General features: G+C 61.2%; 15 protein-coding genes. 10 read left to right on the plus strand and 5 right to left on the minus strand.

Annotated elements, in window-relative coordinates:
• Positions 1-155: 155 nt before the first annotated feature.
• Together GM79_RS14440 and GM79_RS14445 are read right to left on the minus strand one after the other, a co-directional pair.
• Positions 156-728: a carbohydrate binding domain-containing protein gene (locus tag GM79_RS14440; RefSeq protein ID WP_035565084.1), complete on the minus strand. Its 573-nt coding sequence runs from the start codon at positions 726-728 to the stop codon at positions 156-158.
• 215 nt (positions 729-943) lie between these two features.
• Complete coding sequence (locus tag GM79_RS14445; RefSeq protein WP_081867780.1) at positions 944-2,302, minus strand: family 16 glycosylhydrolase; 1,359 nt, start codon at positions 2,300-2,302, stop codon at positions 944-946.
• Between the two features lie 260 nt (positions 2,303-2,562).
• On the opposite strand from GM79_RS14445, the gene GM79_RS14450 reads away from it, so the two are divergent.
• The 4 genes from GM79_RS14450 to GM79_RS14465 all read left to right on the plus strand — a co-directional run bounded on the left by GM79_RS14450 (position 2,563) and on the right by GM79_RS14465 (position 8,303).
• The gene (locus GM79_RS14450) at positions 2,563-4,890 is read left to right on the plus strand and encodes a hypothetical protein (RefSeq protein WP_152560007.1); all 2,328 of its coding nucleotides are present in this window, start codon (positions 2,563-2,565) and stop codon (positions 4,888-4,890) included.
• A 106-nt stretch (positions 4,891-4,996) separates the two neighbouring features.
• Positions 4,997-5,755, plus strand: coding sequence for a class I SAM-dependent methyltransferase (locus GM79_RS14455; RefSeq protein ID WP_051718919.1), 759 nt, complete (start codon positions 4,997-4,999; stop codon positions 5,753-5,755).
• 19 nt (positions 5,756-5,774) lie between these two features.
• Positions 5,775-6,743, plus strand: coding sequence for a glycosyltransferase family 2 protein (locus tag GM79_RS14460; protein WP_235184072.1), 969 nt, complete (start codon positions 5,775-5,777; stop codon positions 6,741-6,743).
• Positions 6,744-6,860: 117 nt separating this feature from the next.
• Positions 6,861-8,303, plus strand: coding sequence for an aldehyde dehydrogenase (locus tag GM79_RS14465; RefSeq protein WP_035565093.1), 1,443 nt, complete (start codon positions 6,861-6,863; stop codon positions 8,301-8,303).
• Positions 8,304-8,642: 339 nt separating this feature from the next.
• Here GM79_RS14465 and GM79_RS23180 read toward each other — a convergent pair whose 3' ends face one another.
• Both GM79_RS23180 and GM79_RS23185 read right to left on the minus strand, forming a co-directional pair.
• Positions 8,643-8,924 carry a Uma2 family endonuclease gene (locus GM79_RS23180; RefSeq protein ID WP_051718920.1) on the minus strand — a complete coding sequence of 94 codons (282 nt, stop codon included), beginning with the start codon at positions 8,922-8,924 and terminating at the stop codon, positions 8,643-8,645.
• Between the two features lie 16 nt (positions 8,925-8,940).
• Positions 8,941-9,132 carry a hypothetical protein gene (locus GM79_RS23185; protein WP_051718921.1) on the minus strand — a complete coding sequence of 64 codons (192 nt, stop codon included), beginning with the start codon at positions 9,130-9,132 and terminating at the stop codon, positions 8,941-8,943.
• A gap of 92 nt (positions 9,133-9,224) precedes the next feature.
• Between GM79_RS23185 and GM79_RS14475 the strand changes: the two genes are divergently transcribed.
• The 6 genes from GM79_RS14475 (at position 9,225) to rfbA (ending at position 15,556) form a co-directional block, all read left to right on the plus strand.
• Entirely contained in the window at positions 9,225-9,839 is a 615-nt protein-coding gene (locus GM79_RS14475; protein WP_035565095.1) for an acyltransferase, read from the plus strand.
• Positions 9,840-9,875: 36 nt separating this feature from the next.
• Positions 9,876-11,171, plus strand: coding sequence for a nucleotide sugar dehydrogenase (locus tag GM79_RS14480; protein WP_035565097.1), 1,296 nt, complete (start codon positions 9,876-9,878; stop codon positions 11,169-11,171).
• Positions 11,172-11,271: 100 nt separating this feature from the next.
• A complete protein-coding gene (galE, locus tag GM79_RS14485; RefSeq protein ID WP_035565099.1) occupies positions 11,272-12,285 on the plus strand; it encodes a UDP-glucose 4-epimerase GalE in 1,014 nt (337 codons plus the stop codon).
• Between the two features lie 85 nt (positions 12,286-12,370).
• The gene (rfbB, locus tag GM79_RS14490; protein WP_035565100.1) at positions 12,371-13,423 is read left to right on the plus strand and encodes a dTDP-glucose 4,6-dehydratase; all 1,053 of its coding nucleotides are present in this window, start codon (positions 12,371-12,373) and stop codon (positions 13,421-13,423) included.
• Positions 13,424-13,530: 107 nt separating this feature from the next.
• On the plus strand, positions 13,531-14,538 hold the full coding sequence (locus GM79_RS14495; RefSeq protein WP_035565102.1) for an SDR family oxidoreductase: 1,008 nt from the start codon (positions 13,531-13,533) through the stop codon (positions 14,536-14,538).
• Positions 14,539-14,677: 139 nt separating this feature from the next.
• The gene (rfbA, locus tag GM79_RS14500) at positions 14,678-15,556 is read left to right on the plus strand and encodes a glucose-1-phosphate thymidylyltransferase RfbA (RefSeq protein WP_035565104.1); all 879 of its coding nucleotides are present in this window, start codon (positions 14,678-14,680) and stop codon (positions 15,554-15,556) included.
• Between the two features lie 100 nt (positions 15,557-15,656).
• Here rfbA and GM79_RS14505 read toward each other — a convergent pair whose 3' ends face one another.
• Complete coding sequence (locus GM79_RS14505; protein WP_035565106.1) at positions 15,657-17,321, minus strand: FAD-dependent oxidoreductase; 1,665 nt, start codon at positions 17,319-17,321, stop codon at positions 15,657-15,659.
• Positions 17,322-17,449 lie beyond the last annotated feature (128 nt).

The following is a 17,449-nucleotide window of genomic DNA, read 5'->3' on the forward strand; positions in this document are numbered from 1 at the left end:
CAGACCTGCCGCCGCCGTGCTATTGTGAGCCGCCATACCAACCAGAGACAAAGCCGCCGCGCCCCCGGCCCACGCACAGCAGGCGCAATGCGAGGCCGGGAAATACCACGGCGGGGTAATAAGAAAAGGACCTCATGGCCTCGATGAAAAGGCGTTTACCCTTTGGTGATTTCCAGGTCGTCGAGGTAAGTGGCATCGTCGGGGCCCGTGCGCCACATGTAAATTTTCAGCTCCTGGTTTGGGCCAATGGTGGCGGGCAGTACAAAATCCTTGTCTACCTGCGTCCAGTGATTCAGCGTTTTCACTTCCCCGCGGATGTCCAGCGCTTCCCAGTACACTTGCTCGCCCCCCTTGGCCGGGTCCGTAACCTGCACCACAAGCACGGCCTTGGCCTGCGGGCCGGTCAGCAGGGCCCAGCCCCGCACGTGCAGCTTCTTGAGTTTGGAGTTCGAAACTTGCAGCAGGGTGTTCTGGTAGCCAATGCTGAATTCCGTTTCGCCATCAACCTTAATGGCATACCGGCCAGACCGCGCTTTGGCCTTCGTCAGCGACGGCGAAACCACGCCCCAGCCTTCCACGGCCTCAAAGTCGTTGCGCGTCACCAGGTTGGCCGGTACCGCCTCTTCTTTGGTAGACGAAGAACACGCGGTGGCTCCTGCCAGCAGGAAGCTGCCCGCCACCAAGCGGATAAATTGGCGGTTGGCCAAAGCCAGTAAGGAAAGGGTCATTTACTAAAATCGAGAAGAAGTAAGAAGCGCGATAAAGCCAAAATTAAGGCATTTCTCATTAACAACCACCCGCTTGAAAGGCCCATTTCCGCATTCCCGGCACAGCCCGCCAGGAATGCCCGAGTGCTCGCGGCCATGCGCCGGGCCAAGGCGGTAAGCGCCACAAGTAAATAACTGCGGCCACGCAGTTACTTAATCGGGTGGCCGGGAGCTGGCTATTCCTGGTCGGGCGTGGAAACAACAGGCGGCGCCAGCCAGTCAGCGGTGAGTTGGGTAATGGCCGGTCGGCCCAGCTGGTACACCGCCTGAATAAGCTGCCGGTTGCCGATGCGCAGGCGCAGGCGGTAGGCGCCGGGCGCCAGGTCGGGCCAGGCCAGCTCCCAGCCGGCCGCCGGTGGTTGCTGCCCGCTGCGCACGGGCTGCCCGCACACGTCGAGTAGCGTCCAGCTCAGGTCCGAGCGGGCACTATCGGGCGAGGCCACCCAATGCCGGGGCGAATCGGCCTGGTTGAAGGCCACCAGCGGCGCCAGCCAGCGCCCCTGCGCAGGCAGCGGCAGCGTGTTGAAATCGGGCGGGTTGCGGTTGGTGTGCAGTAGCAGCCGGGGCCGTTCGTGCGGCAGGGCATGCACGCGCCAACTCATGTCGGGGCGGGTGGCGTTGCGCACGCCGTCGGGGCTGCGCGGGCCCAGGTACTCGCCGGCCGCCGGGGCCACGGGCCTGAATGGTGCCAGCAGCGGGGCCTGGCGCGCCTTGTACACCCGGATGTAGTCGATGTCGAAAGAAGCAGCCGGGGCGCTGGCCCAGTTAAACATCGCCAGGTTGGCAATCAGCTCCAGCGAGCAGCCCAGCGGGAGCAGGCGGGTTTCGCGCCGGATGGCAATGCCATCGAAATAATACACCAGCTCCTGCGGCTGCCAGCTCAGGGCCAGCGTGTGAAAGTCGTCGGTGAGGCGGCCCGCCCCCACCCAGTAAAAAAAGCTTTGGGAAGCCTCAGCGGGGCCGGGGCGCCAGAACTCGTGGGGCGCATGAATGACGTTGTTCGATAGCAAATCCGCCCCGCCGGCTTCAAAAATATCCACCTCGTCGGGTGCGCCGTAGAGCCAGAAGGCCGGAAAGGAATTGGGGGTGCCGGGCATCCGGCAGCGAATTTCAAACAGCCCGTAGGTGAAGCCCGACCGTTCGCCACAAGCCGGCAGGGCCGTGGAATCCGGGCCGGGCCGGCTAAACAGCATGCCGGACTCGTAGGCCAGCCGGCGGCCCGGCCCCCTACCTGTGTGGTAGGTGCGCGGCGTGTCCAGGCGTTGGGCCCGCAGGTGCAGCACGCCCGTCGTGTCAACGCTAACCTGCTGCCCGCGATAGTACTGGCCTTCGTAGCCGCCCAGGTTGCGCCCCCACGGATAGGCAAATTGCCAGTTGTCGGCGACCACGCTGCTGTCGCCGGCCCGGTCGAACTCGCTGTGCCAGTACAGGCGCCAATCGGCGTGGCGGAGCGTGTCGGCTAAGTCCTGCCCGTGCCCCACGGCCGCCGTGCAAAGGCCCCAAAGAAAAACCAGCCCCCGAAATCCTCTCATCATGGCCTGTCCCGGCACGGAAACGTGACGAATGTGTGATTTTTACCCCAAAGAACGGCGCCCGCCCGTGTTTGGGCCGGCCGCGCAGTGCCGGGCGTGCCCGTAGCTTTGCCGAAAAGCCGGGCTTATGCATTCCGCGTCCAGGCCGCTGAGTGGTCTGGTTACTCACGTTTAAGTAGCCGGCCACAGTTAATCACCGAGGTTGGCGCCTGGGCGGCGTAACAGCAGTAAATGAGAAAGCTGACAGTTCAGTACTTGTGTTTATGAAAGAGAACAGTTCGCAGGTTTCTTCCCGGTCGGGGTTGCTTTTGGTACTACTGGCCGGGGTGGTGTTGGTGGCCGCATTTTTCTGGTTTGTGCTGCTGGACCCGAACGACTATTATTTTGGGAAGGGCGACGGCGTGCAGGCGTATTTCACCACCAGCTACTTCGCCCGCTTTGGCAGCTTGATGCACTTTGGGGGCATGAACTATCCCGAGGGTGACCACATCAACTACACCAACATGCAGCCGCTGCTGGCCGGCACCATGCGGGTGCTGGAGCTGGCGGGCCTGCCGGTGGCGCAGTACACGGTGGGCATCACCAACTTGCTGGCGCTGTTGGGGTTGGCTCTGGCGCCGGGGCCACTGTTTCTGCTGCTGCGCCGCTCCCGGCTGCCGGTCTGGTACGCCGGTATCACGGCCCTGCTCATTGCGTTTCTCTCGCCGCAGGTGCTTCGCTTCAGCGCCCACCTGGCCCTGAGCTACGTGGTGTTTTTTCCGTGGATGTGGTACTGCGTGGTGCGGATGCAGGAGGCGCCGTATCGGGCGCGCTGGTACACGGTTTTCGCCGTCAGCCTCACCCTGATGGGGTTCGTTGTGCCCTACTACGTGGCCCTGGGCAGCCTGTTTTTGCTGGGCCATGTGGCGCTGTTTCTGGTCTGGAAGCGGCGGCTTAGCCCCTTGCCCTGGCGCATGACGCTCACGGCCGTGGTGCCGCTGGTGGTGATGCAGGGGTGGCTCTGGCTAACGGACTCAGTCACCGACCGCCCCGATAATCCCTACGGTCTGCTGATTTACAAAGCCAGCCTGACGAGCGTTTTTCTGCCGGTGCTGGCGCCGTTGCAGCCGATGTGGCGGAGTGTTTTTTCGCCCGAAATGCCCGAAGGCGAAGGCTGGTCTTACGTGGGTCTGGCCACTACATTCACCCTACTAGCCTCGGCCGTGGCCGTGGCGATGGGGCTGCTTTGGCGCGGGCAGCGGGCGGCTTTTGTGGCGCGTTGGAACGCGGTGCCGGTGCATTTGCTCACGGGCCTGTGGGCGGCCACGCTGCTGCTGCTGCTCTCGTTTGCCATTCCGCTGAAGTGGGAGTCTTTTGCCTGGCTCACCGACCACTCCGGGCCGGTCAAGCAGTTTCGGGCGTTGGGACGGTTTGCGTGGCCGTTTTACTACGTGGCCGGCTGCTACACGGCTTATTGCCTCTACGCGCTGTGGCAGCGGCAGGCGGCGCGCGGGGCAGCGCGCTGGCAGCTGGCGTGGCTGCCGCTGGTGCTGCTGGGCTGGGCCGTCGAGGCGGGCATCAACGTCGATTTTCGGGCCAGCATGATACGGGAGCTGACGGGGGCATCGAGCTTGTTCAGCGAAGAGGAAAGCCTCACCCAGCAGCTGTCGTGGGCGGGCCGCACGCCTGCCGATTACCAGGCCATTCTGTCGCTGCCCTACTTCAGCCTCGGTACCGATAAGCTGAGCCTGAACGGCTCGGAAGAGTCATTTCATCAGAGCTACAACGCGGCTTTTGTGACGGGGCTGCCGCTACTGGCCAACCACACCACCCGGGCGTCGGCCGGGGCGTCGCTACGCCACATTCAGCTGCTGAGCGGCCCGCTGCTGCCCAAGCCGCTGCTGGCCGGCCTGCCCTCGGCTAAGCCCCTGCTCGTGGTAGTGGGCAACGGCTACCTCTCGCCGCCCGAGCTGCGCATTCTCACATTGGCGAAGCGGCTCTATGCCGGTGCCGACGGTGCATTGTATGAGCTGCCGGTGGCTGCCCTGGCCGCCACTACGCAAGCCGCCGAGCAGGCGCGGGCCGCCGCCCTGCTGCCCCAGTTGCCCGTGCGGCCCGACGGCCTGCGTTGCACCACCACCAAAGGCGTGCTGCTGCGCACCTTCGACAACGGAACCAGCCGCCTCGGTCACCTGGCCCCCGGCGCCTTCCACGAGCCATTGGCTAAGTACTCAGTGCTTTACGATGGGCCCGTGCCGATGCCGAGCGATACCGGGCAATACGAGATTTCGGTGTGGATAAATGGCAAAACGGCCTATAGCGTGGGCAGCATGCTGGCCCGCCAGTACGTGGGCACCGAGGTAGTAGACCAGCAGGCCATTGGCGCCACGGCCTCGACGGAGATTGATGGCGACTGGCTCCGGGTAGTGCTGCCCATCCGGATGCGGGCGGGGGTTTCGCGGCTGGAGGTGCAGTATGAAAGCCGCGACCTGCTGGCCGACGACCTGCTCATCCGGCCACTCGACACCGATGTGTACCATTATTCCCGGCCGGGCCAACCCCGCAGCCTCAGCAAAAATACCTACCCGCTCTACCCGTCGGTGACGCGCTAGCCGGGCCGGCCAGCGCCCGGTTGTGGGGCCACCAGCCCGGCCCAGGTGCGGAAGCATGAGGCATTTTGCTGGCCCGCCAGCAAGTTCCATTGCCTACTTTTGACGCATGGACCTGACCTACGAAGCCAAATACCATCAGCTCGAAGAAGAACACTGGTGGTTTGCCAGCCGGCGCGATGCGGTGTATGACCTGATTGCGGGCCTAAAGCTGCCCGCCACGGCCGCGCTGCTGGAAATCGGTTGCTCGGGCGGGCCGCTGCTGCAGCGCCTGCGCGCCGCCGGCTACACCGACCTCACCGGCATCGACGTGAGTGAGCCGGCCATTGCGCTGGCCACCGCCCGCGGCGTGCCCAACGTGTCGGTGATGGACGGGGCGGCCCTGGAATTTGCCCCGGCGCGGTTCGATGTAGTCATTGCCTCCGATGTGCTGGAACACATTGAGGACGAGGCCCAGGCCCTGCGCGAGTGGGTGCGCGTGCTGAAGCCGGGCGGGCAGCTGCTCGTGTTTGTGCCCGCGCACAAGTACCTCTGGAGCGAGCACGATGTAGTGAACCACCACTTCCGGCGCTACTCCCGCCGTGGCCTGGTGGCGGCGCTGGAGGGCGCCGGCTTGCGCGTGAAGCGCCGCTCGTTCTGGAATGCGGGCCTATTCTTGCCCACGGCGGTGCTGCGCGTGGGGCGGCGCCTGCTGGCTGGCCCGCCGGCCACCGAAAGCAAGCCCGGTGCCACGGGCGACCTGCACCATTTTGCCGGCCCGGCCAACCGCCTGCTCCTGCAGTGGGTGAAGGTCGAAAACCGGCTGCTGCGCCACGTCGACCTTCCGCTGGGAGTGAGCGTATTTGCGCTGGCCCAAAAACCTGCCTGATTCCCCGCTTCTTTCGCCCTTGCCTAACCCAACCCGCGTGGAACTGTCCGTCATCATTCCCATCTACAACGAGGAAGCCAACATCGGGGAGCTGTACCGCCGCTTGCTGAGCGTGCTGGAGCCCATGGCCCTGCCCGGCAGCTTCGAGCTTATTTTCATCAACGACGGCTCGCGCGACCAATCGTTGCCGCTGCTGCTGAACCTGGCCGCCCGCGACGAGCGGGTGCGCTACATCGATTTCAGCCGCAACTTTGGCCACCAGATTGCCGTGACGGCGGGTCTGGACCGGGCGGCGGGCCAAGCCGTGGTCATCATTGATGCCGACCTGCAGGACCCGCCCGAGCTCATCCCGGTGCTGTACCAAAAGATGCGCGAGGGCTACGAGGTAGTGTACGCCAAACGGCGTTCGCGCCAGGGCGATAGCGCCGCCAAAAAGCTGACAGCCAAGGTGTTTTACCTGTTGCTGGCCAGCATCACGCGTATTTCTATTCCCGTGGATACCGGTGATTTTCGCATCATCTCGCACAAGGTGGTGGAAGGGCTGCGCCTGATGCCCGAACAGAATAAGTTTATCCGGGGCCAGATTTCCTGGATTGGCTACCGCCAGACGTTTATCGAGTATGACCGGGCCGAGCGGGCCGGCGGCGAAACGGGTTACACGTACCGCAAAATGATTCGGCTGGCGCTGGACGGCATCACCGCTTTTTCCGATGTGCCCCTGAAAGTGGCCACGTTGGGCGGGTTCATCGTGTCGGGCCTGGCGTTTCTGGTGGGCCTGTACACGCTCTATTCCCGGTTCGTGACCCACGACTACGAACCCGGCTGGCCGTCGCTCATGGTGAGCATCCTGTTCCTGGGTGGGGTGCAGCTCATTTCCGTGGGCATTATTGGCGAGTACTTGGCCCGCCTATCTGCCAACGTGCGCCAGCGGCCACTCTATTTGATTTCGGATACCAACATTCCCGCTGCACTACCCGAAAGCCGCTGAGCCAACGGGGTAGTCAGCGTGTGGGGTGCGGGTACGCCTGGCGGGCGCCCTTTCACATCGGGCCTTTGTTGCTGAAAACCTACTTTTGGGGTCTTCGCAGCACCTTAGCTTTCCCCTATGCTCCGCATCCAGAATTACATCAACGGCCAGCTCGTGCCGCCCCAGTCCGGCCGCTACCTCGACAATATCGAGCCCGCCACCGGCCAGGTCTACGGCCAGATTCCGGATTCTGACGCGACCGACGTGGCCGCCGCAGTACACGCGGCCGAAGCGGCTTTGCCCGCCTGGCGCAAGTTGCCCGCCGCGGACCGGGGCCGCCTGCTGGTGAAAATAGCCGACCTCATCGACGCCAACCTCGACCGCCTGGCCCAGGCCGAAAGCCAGGACAATGGCAAGCCGCTGAGCCTGGCGCGGGCCATGGATATTCCCCGCGCCGCCTCCAATTTTCACTTCTTCGGCACTGCCATCGAGCACTTTGCCAGCGAGGCGCACTTGCAGGAAGGCGTGGCCCTGAATTACACCGTGCGCCACCCCGTGGGCGTGGTGGGCTGCATCTCGCCCTGGAATCTGCCACTCTACTTGTTCACCTGGAAAATTGCGCCGGCCCTGGCCGTGGGCTGCTGCGTGGTAGCCAAACCCTCAGAAATCACGCCGGCTACCGCTTTTTTACTCAGTGAGCTGTGCATCGAAGCCGGGCTGCCGGCGGGCGTGCTCAACATCGTGCACGGCAACGGGCCGAGCTGTGGGCAGGCGCTGGTGGAGCATCCGGGCATCAAGGCCATCAGCTTCACGGGGGGCACGGCCACCGGGCGGCACCTGGCCCGCACGGCCGCGCCGATGTTCAAAAAGCTCAGCCTGGAGCTGGGCGGCAAAAACCCAAATATCATTTTCGCCGATTGCGACCTGGCCGCCGCCGTAGCTACCAGCATCCGCAGCAGCTTTGCCAACCAGGGCCAGATTTGCCTCTGTGGCTCCCGTATCTTCATCGAGCGCCCGATTTATGAGGCCTTCAAAGCGGAGTTTCTCCAGCAGCTGAAGCAGCAAAAAATCGGCGACCCACTCGAAGCCGACACCAAACAAGGCGCCCTGGTGAGCGAGGCACACTTGCACAAAGTGCTGGCCTACATCGAACTGGCGCACGAAGAAGGCGGCAGGCTACTGGCCGGCGGCCACCGGGCCACCGTGCCCGGCCGCTGCGCCGAGGGCTACTTCCTGGAGCCCACCGTGTTCGAAAACCTGCCCTTCGACTGCCGCACTAACCAGGAAGAAATATTCGGCCCCGTCGTCACCCTCACGCCTTTCGATACCGACGCGGAAGCCCTGCGAATGGCTAACAGCACGGATTACGGCCTGTCGGCCACCATCTGGACCCGTGACCTGAACCGGGCGCACTGCGTGGCCCAGTCCCTGCACAGCGGCATCGTGTGGGTGAATACCTGGCTGCACCGCGACCTGCGCACGCCCTTCGGCGGCATGAAAAACTCCGGCGTCGGCCGCGAAGGCGGCCTGGAAGCACTGCGTTTCTTCACCGAAACCCAGAACGTATGCGTGAAGCTGTGACCACAGATTTAACGGATTTTAGCGGATGAAACGGACTTTTTGGGGTTCCGTTTCATCCGCTAAAATCCGTTAAATCTGTGGTCCTGTATATTTCCGCCAACGGCACCTGGCAGCCCACGCTGCTTAGGTCGAGCACGGCGGCTGGGTCGTGGGTTTCCATGAACAGCCAGTAGACTTGTTCCCGAATAAGCATAAATGAAAAAAAGTGGTCATGCTGAGCGTAGCCGAAGCATCTCTACCGCGCAACTAATTCAGTCGACTCAACGAAGCGGTAGAGATGCTTCGGCTACGCTCAGCATGACCGTCGATTTTACACTTTTCTGTATTATAGGAACAAGTCTAGTAGCCGTTGGGCTGGCGGGTGTACAGTTCTGCCAGCGGGGTTTGCGAATCCAGCATCAGGTATTGCTGCAGGCCGGGAACTTGGCGGTAGAGCGTGAATTTCTCGCTACGGTCCTTGTCAGCCATCGATTCGGACAGTACTTCCACCAGCAGGGTGGGGTTCAGCACCGTTTCGGGGCGGCGGGTTTCGTTGAAGCAGGGCAGGCCACAAACCACGGTTAGGTCGGGGTACACGTAGGCGCTGCCGTTTAGAATCTGCAGGCGCTGTTCGCTGCCCACTACAGCGCAGCTTTTATCACGCAGCTGCGTATTCAGTTCGCTCCCCCATATTCATACAAATGCGGTTGTGCGCGTAGCTGGCCCCGGCCATCGCCCGGATTTCGCCGAAATAGTATTCGTGCTTTTCCCCGGCTGCGCACTCCAGCCGCAGGTAGTCGTCGGGCGAAACGTGGGCAGGAGCATCGGTTTGTAGCGCGGGCGGACTCATAGTAAGGTCTGGTTAAAGGAATTACCTAAAAGTACGAAGCTAACTCCGGCCTTCGCCTTACCTTTGCAGGCTGAATCACCCACGTGCCCCGAATGCCTCATTCTACTGCCGATTATTACGCCCATCCCACCGCCATCCTCGACGAGGGCTGTCAGATAGGTTCCGGCAGTCGTATCTGGCACTTTTGCCACATCTGTGCCGGCGCTGATATTGGCGAGGAATGCAACCTGGGCCAGAATATTTTCGTGGCCGATGGCGTGACGCTGGGCCGCAACGTGAAAGTGCAGAATAACGTGAGCCTCTACGGCGGCGTGGTGTGCGAAGACGATGTGTTTCTGGGGCCGTCAGTGGTGTTCACCAACGTGAAAAATCCGCGTAGCGCCGTACCGCGCAAAGGCGCCGAACAATACCTGACCACCTACCTGGAGCGGGGCGTAACCGTGGGCGCCAATGCCACCATTGTCTGCGGGGTGCGCCTGGGCCGCTACGCCTTTGTGGGCGCGGGCAGCGTGGTCACGCACGACGTTCCGGCCTATGCCCTCGTATACGGCACGCCCGCCCGGCCGCAGGGCTGGATGAGTGCCTATGGCCACCGCCTGAGCTTCGATACCAACCGCCGCGCAACCTGCCCCGAGAGCGGGGAAACGTACAGCTTAAGTGCCGACGGCCAAGCGGTGCGGCCGGTGGCAGTAGCTTCTGGCAAATAATTGAAAAACAGTAACTAACACTAATATACTGCTCCCGTGTACGAAAAACTATTGCGCAAAGAGGCCACCCTGGCCGTTATCGGCCTCGGCTACGTGGGCTTGCCCATTGCCCTGGAATTCGCGAAGCAGCTCAAGGTAATTGGCTTCGACATCAACGCCGGCCGCGTGGCCCAGATGAAGGACGGCATCGACCCCAGCGGGGAGCTGGAAAAGAAGGATTTTGAAGGCTGCGACATCACCTTCACCGATTCGCTGGACGTGCTGCGACAGGCCCAGTTCTACATCGTGGCCGTGCCCACGCCCATCGACGAGCACGCCCAGCCCGACCTTAAGCCGCTGCTGGGCGCATCGGGCTCGGTGGGCAAGGTGCTGGAGAAGGGTGATTATGTGGTGTTCGAGAGCACCGTGTACCCCGGCTGTACCGAGGAAGACTGCATTCCTGTGATTGAGCGCCTGTCGGGCCTGAAATTCCCGACCGATTTTAAGGTGGGCTACTCGCCCGAACGTATCAACCCCGGCGACAAGGAACACACGTTGCGCCGCATCGTGAAAGTGGTGTCGGGCAACGACGAGGAAGCCCTCGATACCATTGCCAAAGTCTACGAGCTGGTGGTGGATGCCGGCGTGCACCGCGCCAGTAGCATCCGGGTGGCCGAAGCCGCCAAAATCATCGAAAACACCCAGCGCGACGTGAACATCGCGCTGATGAACGAGCTGTCGATGATTTTCGACCGCATGAACATCAACACCTACGAGGTGCTGGAAGCGGCCGGTACGAAGTGGAATTTCCTGAAATTCTCGCCCGGCCTGGTGGGCGGGCACTGCATCGGCGTCGACCCGTACTACCTGACCTACAAGGCGAAAGAGCTGGGCTACGATGCCAAGGTGATTCTGAGCGGCCGCACCACCAACGACAATATGGGCGCCTACATCGCGCGCAAAACGGTGCAGATGATGATTAAGAAAGGCAAGGACGTGGCCAAAAGCCGCGTGCTGGTGATGGGCGCCACCTTCAAGGAAAACGTGGAGGACATCCGCAATTCCAAGGTCGCGGACGTTATTCAAGAGCTGAAAAACTTCTCGGTGAATGTCGACATCATCGACCCGCACGCGGATTCCGATGAGCTGCACCACGAATACGGCTTCCGCCTCACCGCCACCGACGACGTGCGGACCGATTACGACGCCGTTATCGTAGCCGTGAGCCACTTGCCCTACGCTGCCAAAGACGAAGCCTATTTCCAGTCCATCACTTCCGACAATGCCGTGCTGGTCGATATCAAAGGCTTGTACCGCGGTAAGATGAAGGAGCTAATGTATTGGAGCCTGTAATTATTCAGCGGTTAGCTGAAAGCTATTAGCTGTTAGCTCCTGCCCGGAGTAGCAGTTAGAAAAGCTAGCAGCTAATAGCTTTCAGCTAATGGCTAAACCTATGAAAATTCTCGTTACCGGCGGGGCCGGCTACATCGGCTCGCACGCCGTGGTAGAACTGCATCAGGCCGGCTACCAGCCCGTTATTATTGATGATTTCAGTAATTCGGAAGAATCGGCGCTGGCGGGGATTGAGGCTATTTTGGGTGTTGCGGTGCCCCTGTACCGCATCGACTGTGCCGATGAAGCGGCTTTGCGGAGCGTGTTCGCAGCCGAGCCCGACATTGCGGGCGTCATTCACTTTGCGGCATTCAAGGCCGTGGGCGAATCGGTGCAGAAGCCGCTGGCATATTTCCAGAACAACGTGGGCTCGCTGCTCACGCTGCTGGCCGTGATGAAGGAATTTGGCGTTGAAAACCTAGTTTTCTCCTCTTCCTGCACCGTATATGGCATTCCCGATGCCCTGCCCGTGACGGAAGCCACGCCCACTAAGCCGGCCTCGTCTCCCTACGGCCGCACCAAGCAGATGTGCGAAGACCTTATCCGCGATGTTTCGGCTGCGCCGGACAACACCCTGCACACCATTTTGCTGCGCTACTTCAATCCCATTGGAGCGCACGCATCGGCCAAGATTGGCGAGCTGCCCTTGGGCGTGCCCAACAACCTGGTGCCGTTCATCACCCAAACGGCGGCTGGTATGCGCGAGAAGCTGACGATTTACGGCAACGATTACGACACGCCGGACGGCACCAACGTGCGCGACTACATCCACGTGGTGGACCTGGCCAAGGCGCATGTGGTAGCCGTGCAGCGTCTGCTGGACCGCAAAGCGAGTGAGCCCGTCGAAACCTTCAACGTGGGCACGGGCCACGGCAATACGGTGCTCGAAGTGGTTCAGGCTTTCGAGCAGGCCAGTGGCCAGAAACTGAATTACAGCATCGGTCCGCGCCGGCCCGGCGATGTGCCGGCCATCTACGCCGACGCCACTAAAGCGGAGCAGGTGCTAGGCTTCAAAACCGAGACATCATTGGTTGATTCCCTGGCCAGCGCCTGGAAGTGGCAGCAGACACTGTGAGGTAAGCTTCAGCTTGCCGTGCCATAATTGCTTGATATATAGTGTTTAACGATGAAATGGCAAGCTAAAGCTTACCGCACAAATTATGAAAATTCTCATCACTGGCGGCGCCGGCTTCATTGGCTCCCACGTTGTTCGACTGTTCGTCAACAAGTATCCGAACTATCAGATTATCAACCTCGACGCGCTGACTTACGCCGGTAACCTCGAAAACCTGCGCGACGTGGAAGCCGCAGACAACTACCGCTTCATCAAAGGCGACATTTCGGACCAGGCGTTTGTGGACCAACTCTTTGCCCACGAAGAGCCCGACGCCGTGATTCACCTCGCGGCCGAGTCGCACGTCGACCGCAGCATTACCGACCCGATGGCTTTTGTGAAAACCAACGTCATCGGCACGGTGAATTTGCTGCACGCGGCCCGCAACCTGTGGCAGCCCAGTGGCTACGACGGCCACGTGTTCTACCACGTGAGCACCGACGAGGTGTACGGCTCGCTGGACTTTGGCCCCGAGCTGTTTACCGAGGAAACTTCCTACGACCCCCGCTCGCCGTACTCGGCCTCCAAGGCCAGCTCCGACCACTTCGTACGCGCCTGGCACCACACCTACGGGCTGCCCATCAAGCTCAGCAACTGCTCGAACAACTACGGCCCCAACCACTTCCCCGAAAAGCTGATTCCGCTGGCTATTCATCGGTTGCGCACCGGCCAGCCCGTGCCCGTGTACGGCAAGGGCGAAAACGTGCGCGACTGGCTATTTGTGAAAGACCACGCCACGGCCATCGACGCGGTGTTCCATAAAGGCACGGCTGGCGAAACCTACAACATCGGCGGTGTCAACGAGTGGCAGAACCTCAAGCTGATTCAACTGCTCTGCGACGTGGTAGACGAGAAAACCGGCCAGGCGCCGGGCACTTCGCGCAAGCTCATCAAGTTTGTGACCGACCGCGCCGGCCACGACATGCGCTACGCCATCGACAGCAGCAAAATCATGAACGAGCTGGGCTGGAAACCCAGCGTGACCTTCGAGCAGGGCCTGGCCCAAACCGTGGATTGGTACCTCGAAAACGAGGAATGGCTGAACAACGTAACCAGCGGCACCTACCAGGACTACAACACCCGGCAATACGGAGTTTAAAGTAATTAAATAATTGAGAATTAGTAATTAGCAATCAGGCGTTTCCTCTGCGGTAGCAAAAAGGACAATTCTTAACTACTAATTACTAATTACTAATTCAAAACCAAGTGTACGAAAACCCTTTTCACGAGCAGCCGCTCGATAACCTGACTTTTCTTGTGACCGGTGGCGCGGGTTTCATCGGTTCCAACATTGTGGAGTACCTGCTGAAATTCGGCGTGAAAAAGGTGCGTACGCTGGACAATTACTCCAACGGCTTTCGCAAAAATCTGTCGCTTTTTGCCGGCGATGCCCGCCTGGAAATAATGGACGGCGACATCCGCGACGCGGCCGTGTGCGCTGCTGCCTGCGCCGGCGTGGACGTGGTGCTGCACGAAGCCGCCCTCGGTTCGGTGCCCCGCTCCATCAACGACCCGGTGCTGACCAACGACGTGAACGTGGGCGGCTTCGTGCAGATGCTGACCGCCGCCAAAGATGCCGGCGTAAAGCGCTTTGTGTACGCGGCCTCGTCCTCGACCTACGGCGACCACCCCGGCCTGCCCAAAGTGGAAGACCGGATTGGCAAGCCGCTCTCGCCCTACGCCGTTACTAAATATGCCAACGAGCTGTATGCCGACGTGTTTGCCCGCACCTACGGCATGGAAATCATTGGCCTGCGCTACTTCAATATCTTCGGCCCGCGCCAGGACCCCGGCGGGGCCTACGCGGCCGTGATTCCGCTGTTCATCGACGCCATTTTGCAGAACGAAGCGCCCACGCTCAACGGCGATGGCGGCCAGACCCGCGACTTCACCTTCGTGGAGAACTGCGTAGAAGCCAATATCCGCGCCGCGCTGGTGCAAAATCCTGACGCACTGGGCCAGGTGTACAACATTGCCGTGGGCGACCGCACCTCGCTGGTAGAGATGTACGACATCCTGCGCGAAGAAGCCGGCTCGGACCTGGCCCCAAAATTTGGCCCCGACCGGGCCGGAGACATCCGCGATTCGCTGGCCGACATTTCCAAGGCGGGCCGCCTGTTGGGCTACGCGCCCCAGGTGCGCATCCGTGAGGGCCTGCGCCAAACGCTGGCCTGGTTCAAGGCCAACCAGGAATTTATTCGGGAGCGTAATTAATTCAGTTGTCATGCTGACGAACCGGAGGTCGGCGTCAGTTAAGGAGGCATCTTCTCTGGGCTGCTCTCGTCAGAAGTAATCATTTCCGCACCGCGAACCTGATAAGACGTTTCGCTTTGCTCAACATGACCGTTTACCCATGAAAGGAATTATTCTCGCCGGCGGCTCCGGCACCCGGTTGCACCCGCTCACGCTGGCCGTATCGAAGCAGTTGATGCCCGTGTACGATAAGCCGATGATTTATTATCCGCTGTCGATTCTGCTGTCGGCGGGCATTCGGGAAGTGCTGATTATCACCACACCCCACGACCAGGAGCAATTTAAGAGGCTGCTTGGTGACGGCAAAAACCTGGGTTGCGACTTCCAGTACGTGGTGCAGGAAGTGCCCAACGGCCTCGCGCAAGCCTTTGTGCTGGGCGCCGATTTCATCGGAACCGATAAAGTAGCCCTGGTGCTCGGCGATAACATTTTCTACGGCGCCGGCCTCGAAGAGCTGCTCAAATCCAACAACGACCCGCAGGGCGGCGTGGTGTTCGCCTACCACGTACACGACCCCGAGCGCTACGGCGTGGTGGAGTTCGATGCCGACAAAAAAGCCCTCAGCATTGAGGAAAAGCCGGAGAAGCCCAAGAGCAACTACGCCGTGCCCGGCCTCTATTTCTACGACAACGACGTGGTGGAAATCGCCAAAAACCTCGAAATGAGCCCCCGCGGCGAGTACGAAATCACGGACGTGAACCGCGAATACCTGCGCCGCGGCACGCTCAAAGTCGGCATCCTCGGCCGCGGCACCGCCTGGCTCGACACCGGCACCTTCGAAAGCCTGATGCAGGCCGGCGAGTTCGTAAAAGTCATCGAGCAGCGCCAGGGCCTGAAAGTGGGCTCCATCGAAGAAGCCGCCTACCGCCAGGGCTTCATCGACGCCGACCAGCTCCGTGCCATTGCCGCGCCGCTACGCAAAAGCGGCTACGGCGACTACCTGATGAACCTGCCCGACCAGCTGATGCTGGAAGGATAGGGTTTTTAGGGTAGGAGGGTGTGGGGGTAGGAGGGTAGGAGTTGCACACAATAGCAAACTCTTACCCTCCTACCCCCACACCCTCTTACCCTAAAAACCTCTAAAAACCCTCGTCCAGGTACTGGTGCACGAATTTAATGGCCATGCTGCCTTCGCCCACGGCCGAGGCCACGCGGGCCATGGCCCCGGCCCGGCTGTCGCCGGCGGCGAAAATGCCTGGAATGCAGGTTTCGAGGAGGAATGGCTCGCGCTGCTTTTTCCAGATGGGCGCGAAGCGGGAGTCAGCCAGCAGGTCACGACCGGTGAGCAGGAAGCCTTTACTGTCGCATAGAACTTGGTCGTCGACCCATTCGGTGCTGGGCTTTGCGCCAATGAAAACGAACAGCGCGCGGGCCGGGCGTTGTTCCACCGTGCCGTTACTGTCAACCATCACGGCTTCGAGATGGTCTTGGCCACACACTTCTTTTATCTGCGAGAAGGACAGCAGCTCAATATTGGGCGTGCTGCGAATCTGTTCGATGAGGTAGGCCGACATGCTGGCGGCCAAATCGGCCCCGCGGATGACGATGAACACCCGACGGGCATACGTGGCCAGATACATGGCCGCCTGCCCGGCCGAATTGCCGCCGCCCACAATGTACACGTCCTGGGCGTCGCAGCTGCGGGCCTCGGTGCGGGCCGCGCCGTAGTACACGCCGGCCCCGCTGAGGCGGTCCATACCCGGCACGTCGAGGGTGCGGTAGCTGACGCCGGTGGTCAGCACTACGGCTTTCGTCCTGATTTCGCTGCCGTCGCTCAGGGTCAGCACCTTGTAGCCATCCTGCACGCACAGCTGGCTCACCTCCTGCGGGGCCAGGAATTCGGCCCCGAGGCGCACGGCTTGGGCCCAGGCCCGGTGCGCCAGCTCGGCCCCGCTCAGGCCGGTGGGAAACCCCAGGTAGTTTTCGATGCGGGAGCTGGTGCCGGCCTGGCCGCCGGGCGTCTGCCGCTCGATAATGAGCGTTTTCAAGCCCTCGCTGGCCCCATACACCGCCGCAGCCAGCCCGCTGGGGCCGGCGCCCACCACCACCACATCGTACATTTCCTGCGAGGCTTTGGTATTGATGCCCAACTGCTGCGCCAGCGCGGCCTTGGTGGGTTTGGTCAGCGCAGTGCCATCGGCACAAATGACGAGCGGTAAATCTGTGGGCTCAAACCCAGCCGCCTGCACCAGCTCACGGGCTTCGGGCTGGGTTTCGAAATCCAGCCACTGATAGCCCACCAGGTAGCCGCTGAGGAAATCCTTGAGCTCGTGCGAGAGCGGCGACCATTGGAAGCCAATGAGCCGAATGCCGTCGTATTTGGGTTTATAGGCGGCTTGCCAGGCATTCAGCAGGTCGTGCAGCGTCGGGAAAAGCAGCTGTTCGGGCGGGTCCCAGGGCTTCATCAGGTAGTGGTCGAGCCGGGCCGAATTGATGGCCCGAATGGCGGCTTCGGTGTCGGCATAGGCCGTGAGCAGCACGCGCTTCGCATCCGGAAACAGCGCACGCGACGCACTGAGCAGCTCCACACCTTCCAAATCGGGCATGCGCTGGTCGGCCACGATGAGGGCCAGCGGCTCATCTTTCGCCCGCAACTCCTGTAGGGTCGTCAGCGCCTCTGGTCCGGAACCCACACGCAAAATGCGGTAGTCCTGACTGAATTCCTGGCGTAGGTCGCGGGTAATGGCGGCCAGCACCTGCGGGTCGTCGTCGACGACGAGAATGAAAGGCTTTTTTGCAGACATATGGTTGTTAGTTGCTGGTTGCTAATTGTTAGTTGTCAGTTACTGGTTGTCAGTTGCTGGTTGTCAGTTATTGGTTTTGAGCAAGTAGGGTGTCTAATAACTGACAACCAGTAACTTACGGACAGTAA

Origin of the sequence: Hymenobacter sp. IS2118 (assembly GCF_000715495.1) — a bacterium.
Taxonomy (GTDB): Bacteria; Bacteroidota; Bacteroidia; order Cytophagales; family Hymenobacteraceae; genus Hymenobacter.

Coding starts and splice junctions, on each gene's coding strand:
- GM79_RS14455 (WP_051718919.1), top strand. CDS start 4,997: ATGGACCTGACCTACGAAGCCAAATACCATCAGCTCGAAGAAGAACAC.
- galE (WP_035565099.1), top strand. CDS start 11,272: ATGAAAATTCTCGTTACCGGCGGGGCCGGCTACATCGGCTCGCACGCC.
- rfbA (WP_035565104.1), top strand. CDS start 14,678: ATGAAAGGAATTATTCTCGCCGGCGGCTCCGGCACCCGGTTGCACCCG.
- GM79_RS14445 (WP_081867780.1), bottom strand. CDS start 2,302: ATGATGAGAGGATTTCGGGGGCTGGTTTTTCTTTGGGGCCTTTGCACG.
- GM79_RS14450 (WP_152560007.1), top strand. CDS start 2,563: ATGAAAGAGAACAGTTCGCAGGTTTCTTCCCGGTCGGGGTTGCTTTTG.
- GM79_RS14465 (WP_035565093.1), top strand. CDS start 6,861: ATGCTCCGCATCCAGAATTACATCAACGGCCAGCTCGTGCCGCCCCAG.
- rfbB (WP_035565100.1), top strand. CDS start 12,371: ATGAAAATTCTCATCACTGGCGGCGCCGGCTTCATTGGCTCCCACGTT.
- GM79_RS14440 (WP_035565084.1), bottom strand. CDS start 728: ATGACCCTTTCCTTACTGGCTTTGGCCAACCGCCAATTTATCCGCTTG.
- GM79_RS23185 (WP_051718921.1), bottom strand. CDS start 9,132: ATGAGTCCGCCCGCGCTACAAACCGATGCTCCTGCCCACGTTTCGCCC.
- GM79_RS14505 (WP_035565106.1), bottom strand. CDS start 17,321: ATGTCTGCAAAAAAGCCTTTCATTCTCGTCGTCGACGACGACCCGCAG.
- GM79_RS14475 (WP_035565095.1), top strand. CDS start 9,225: ATGCCTCATTCTACTGCCGATTATTACGCCCATCCCACCGCCATCCTC.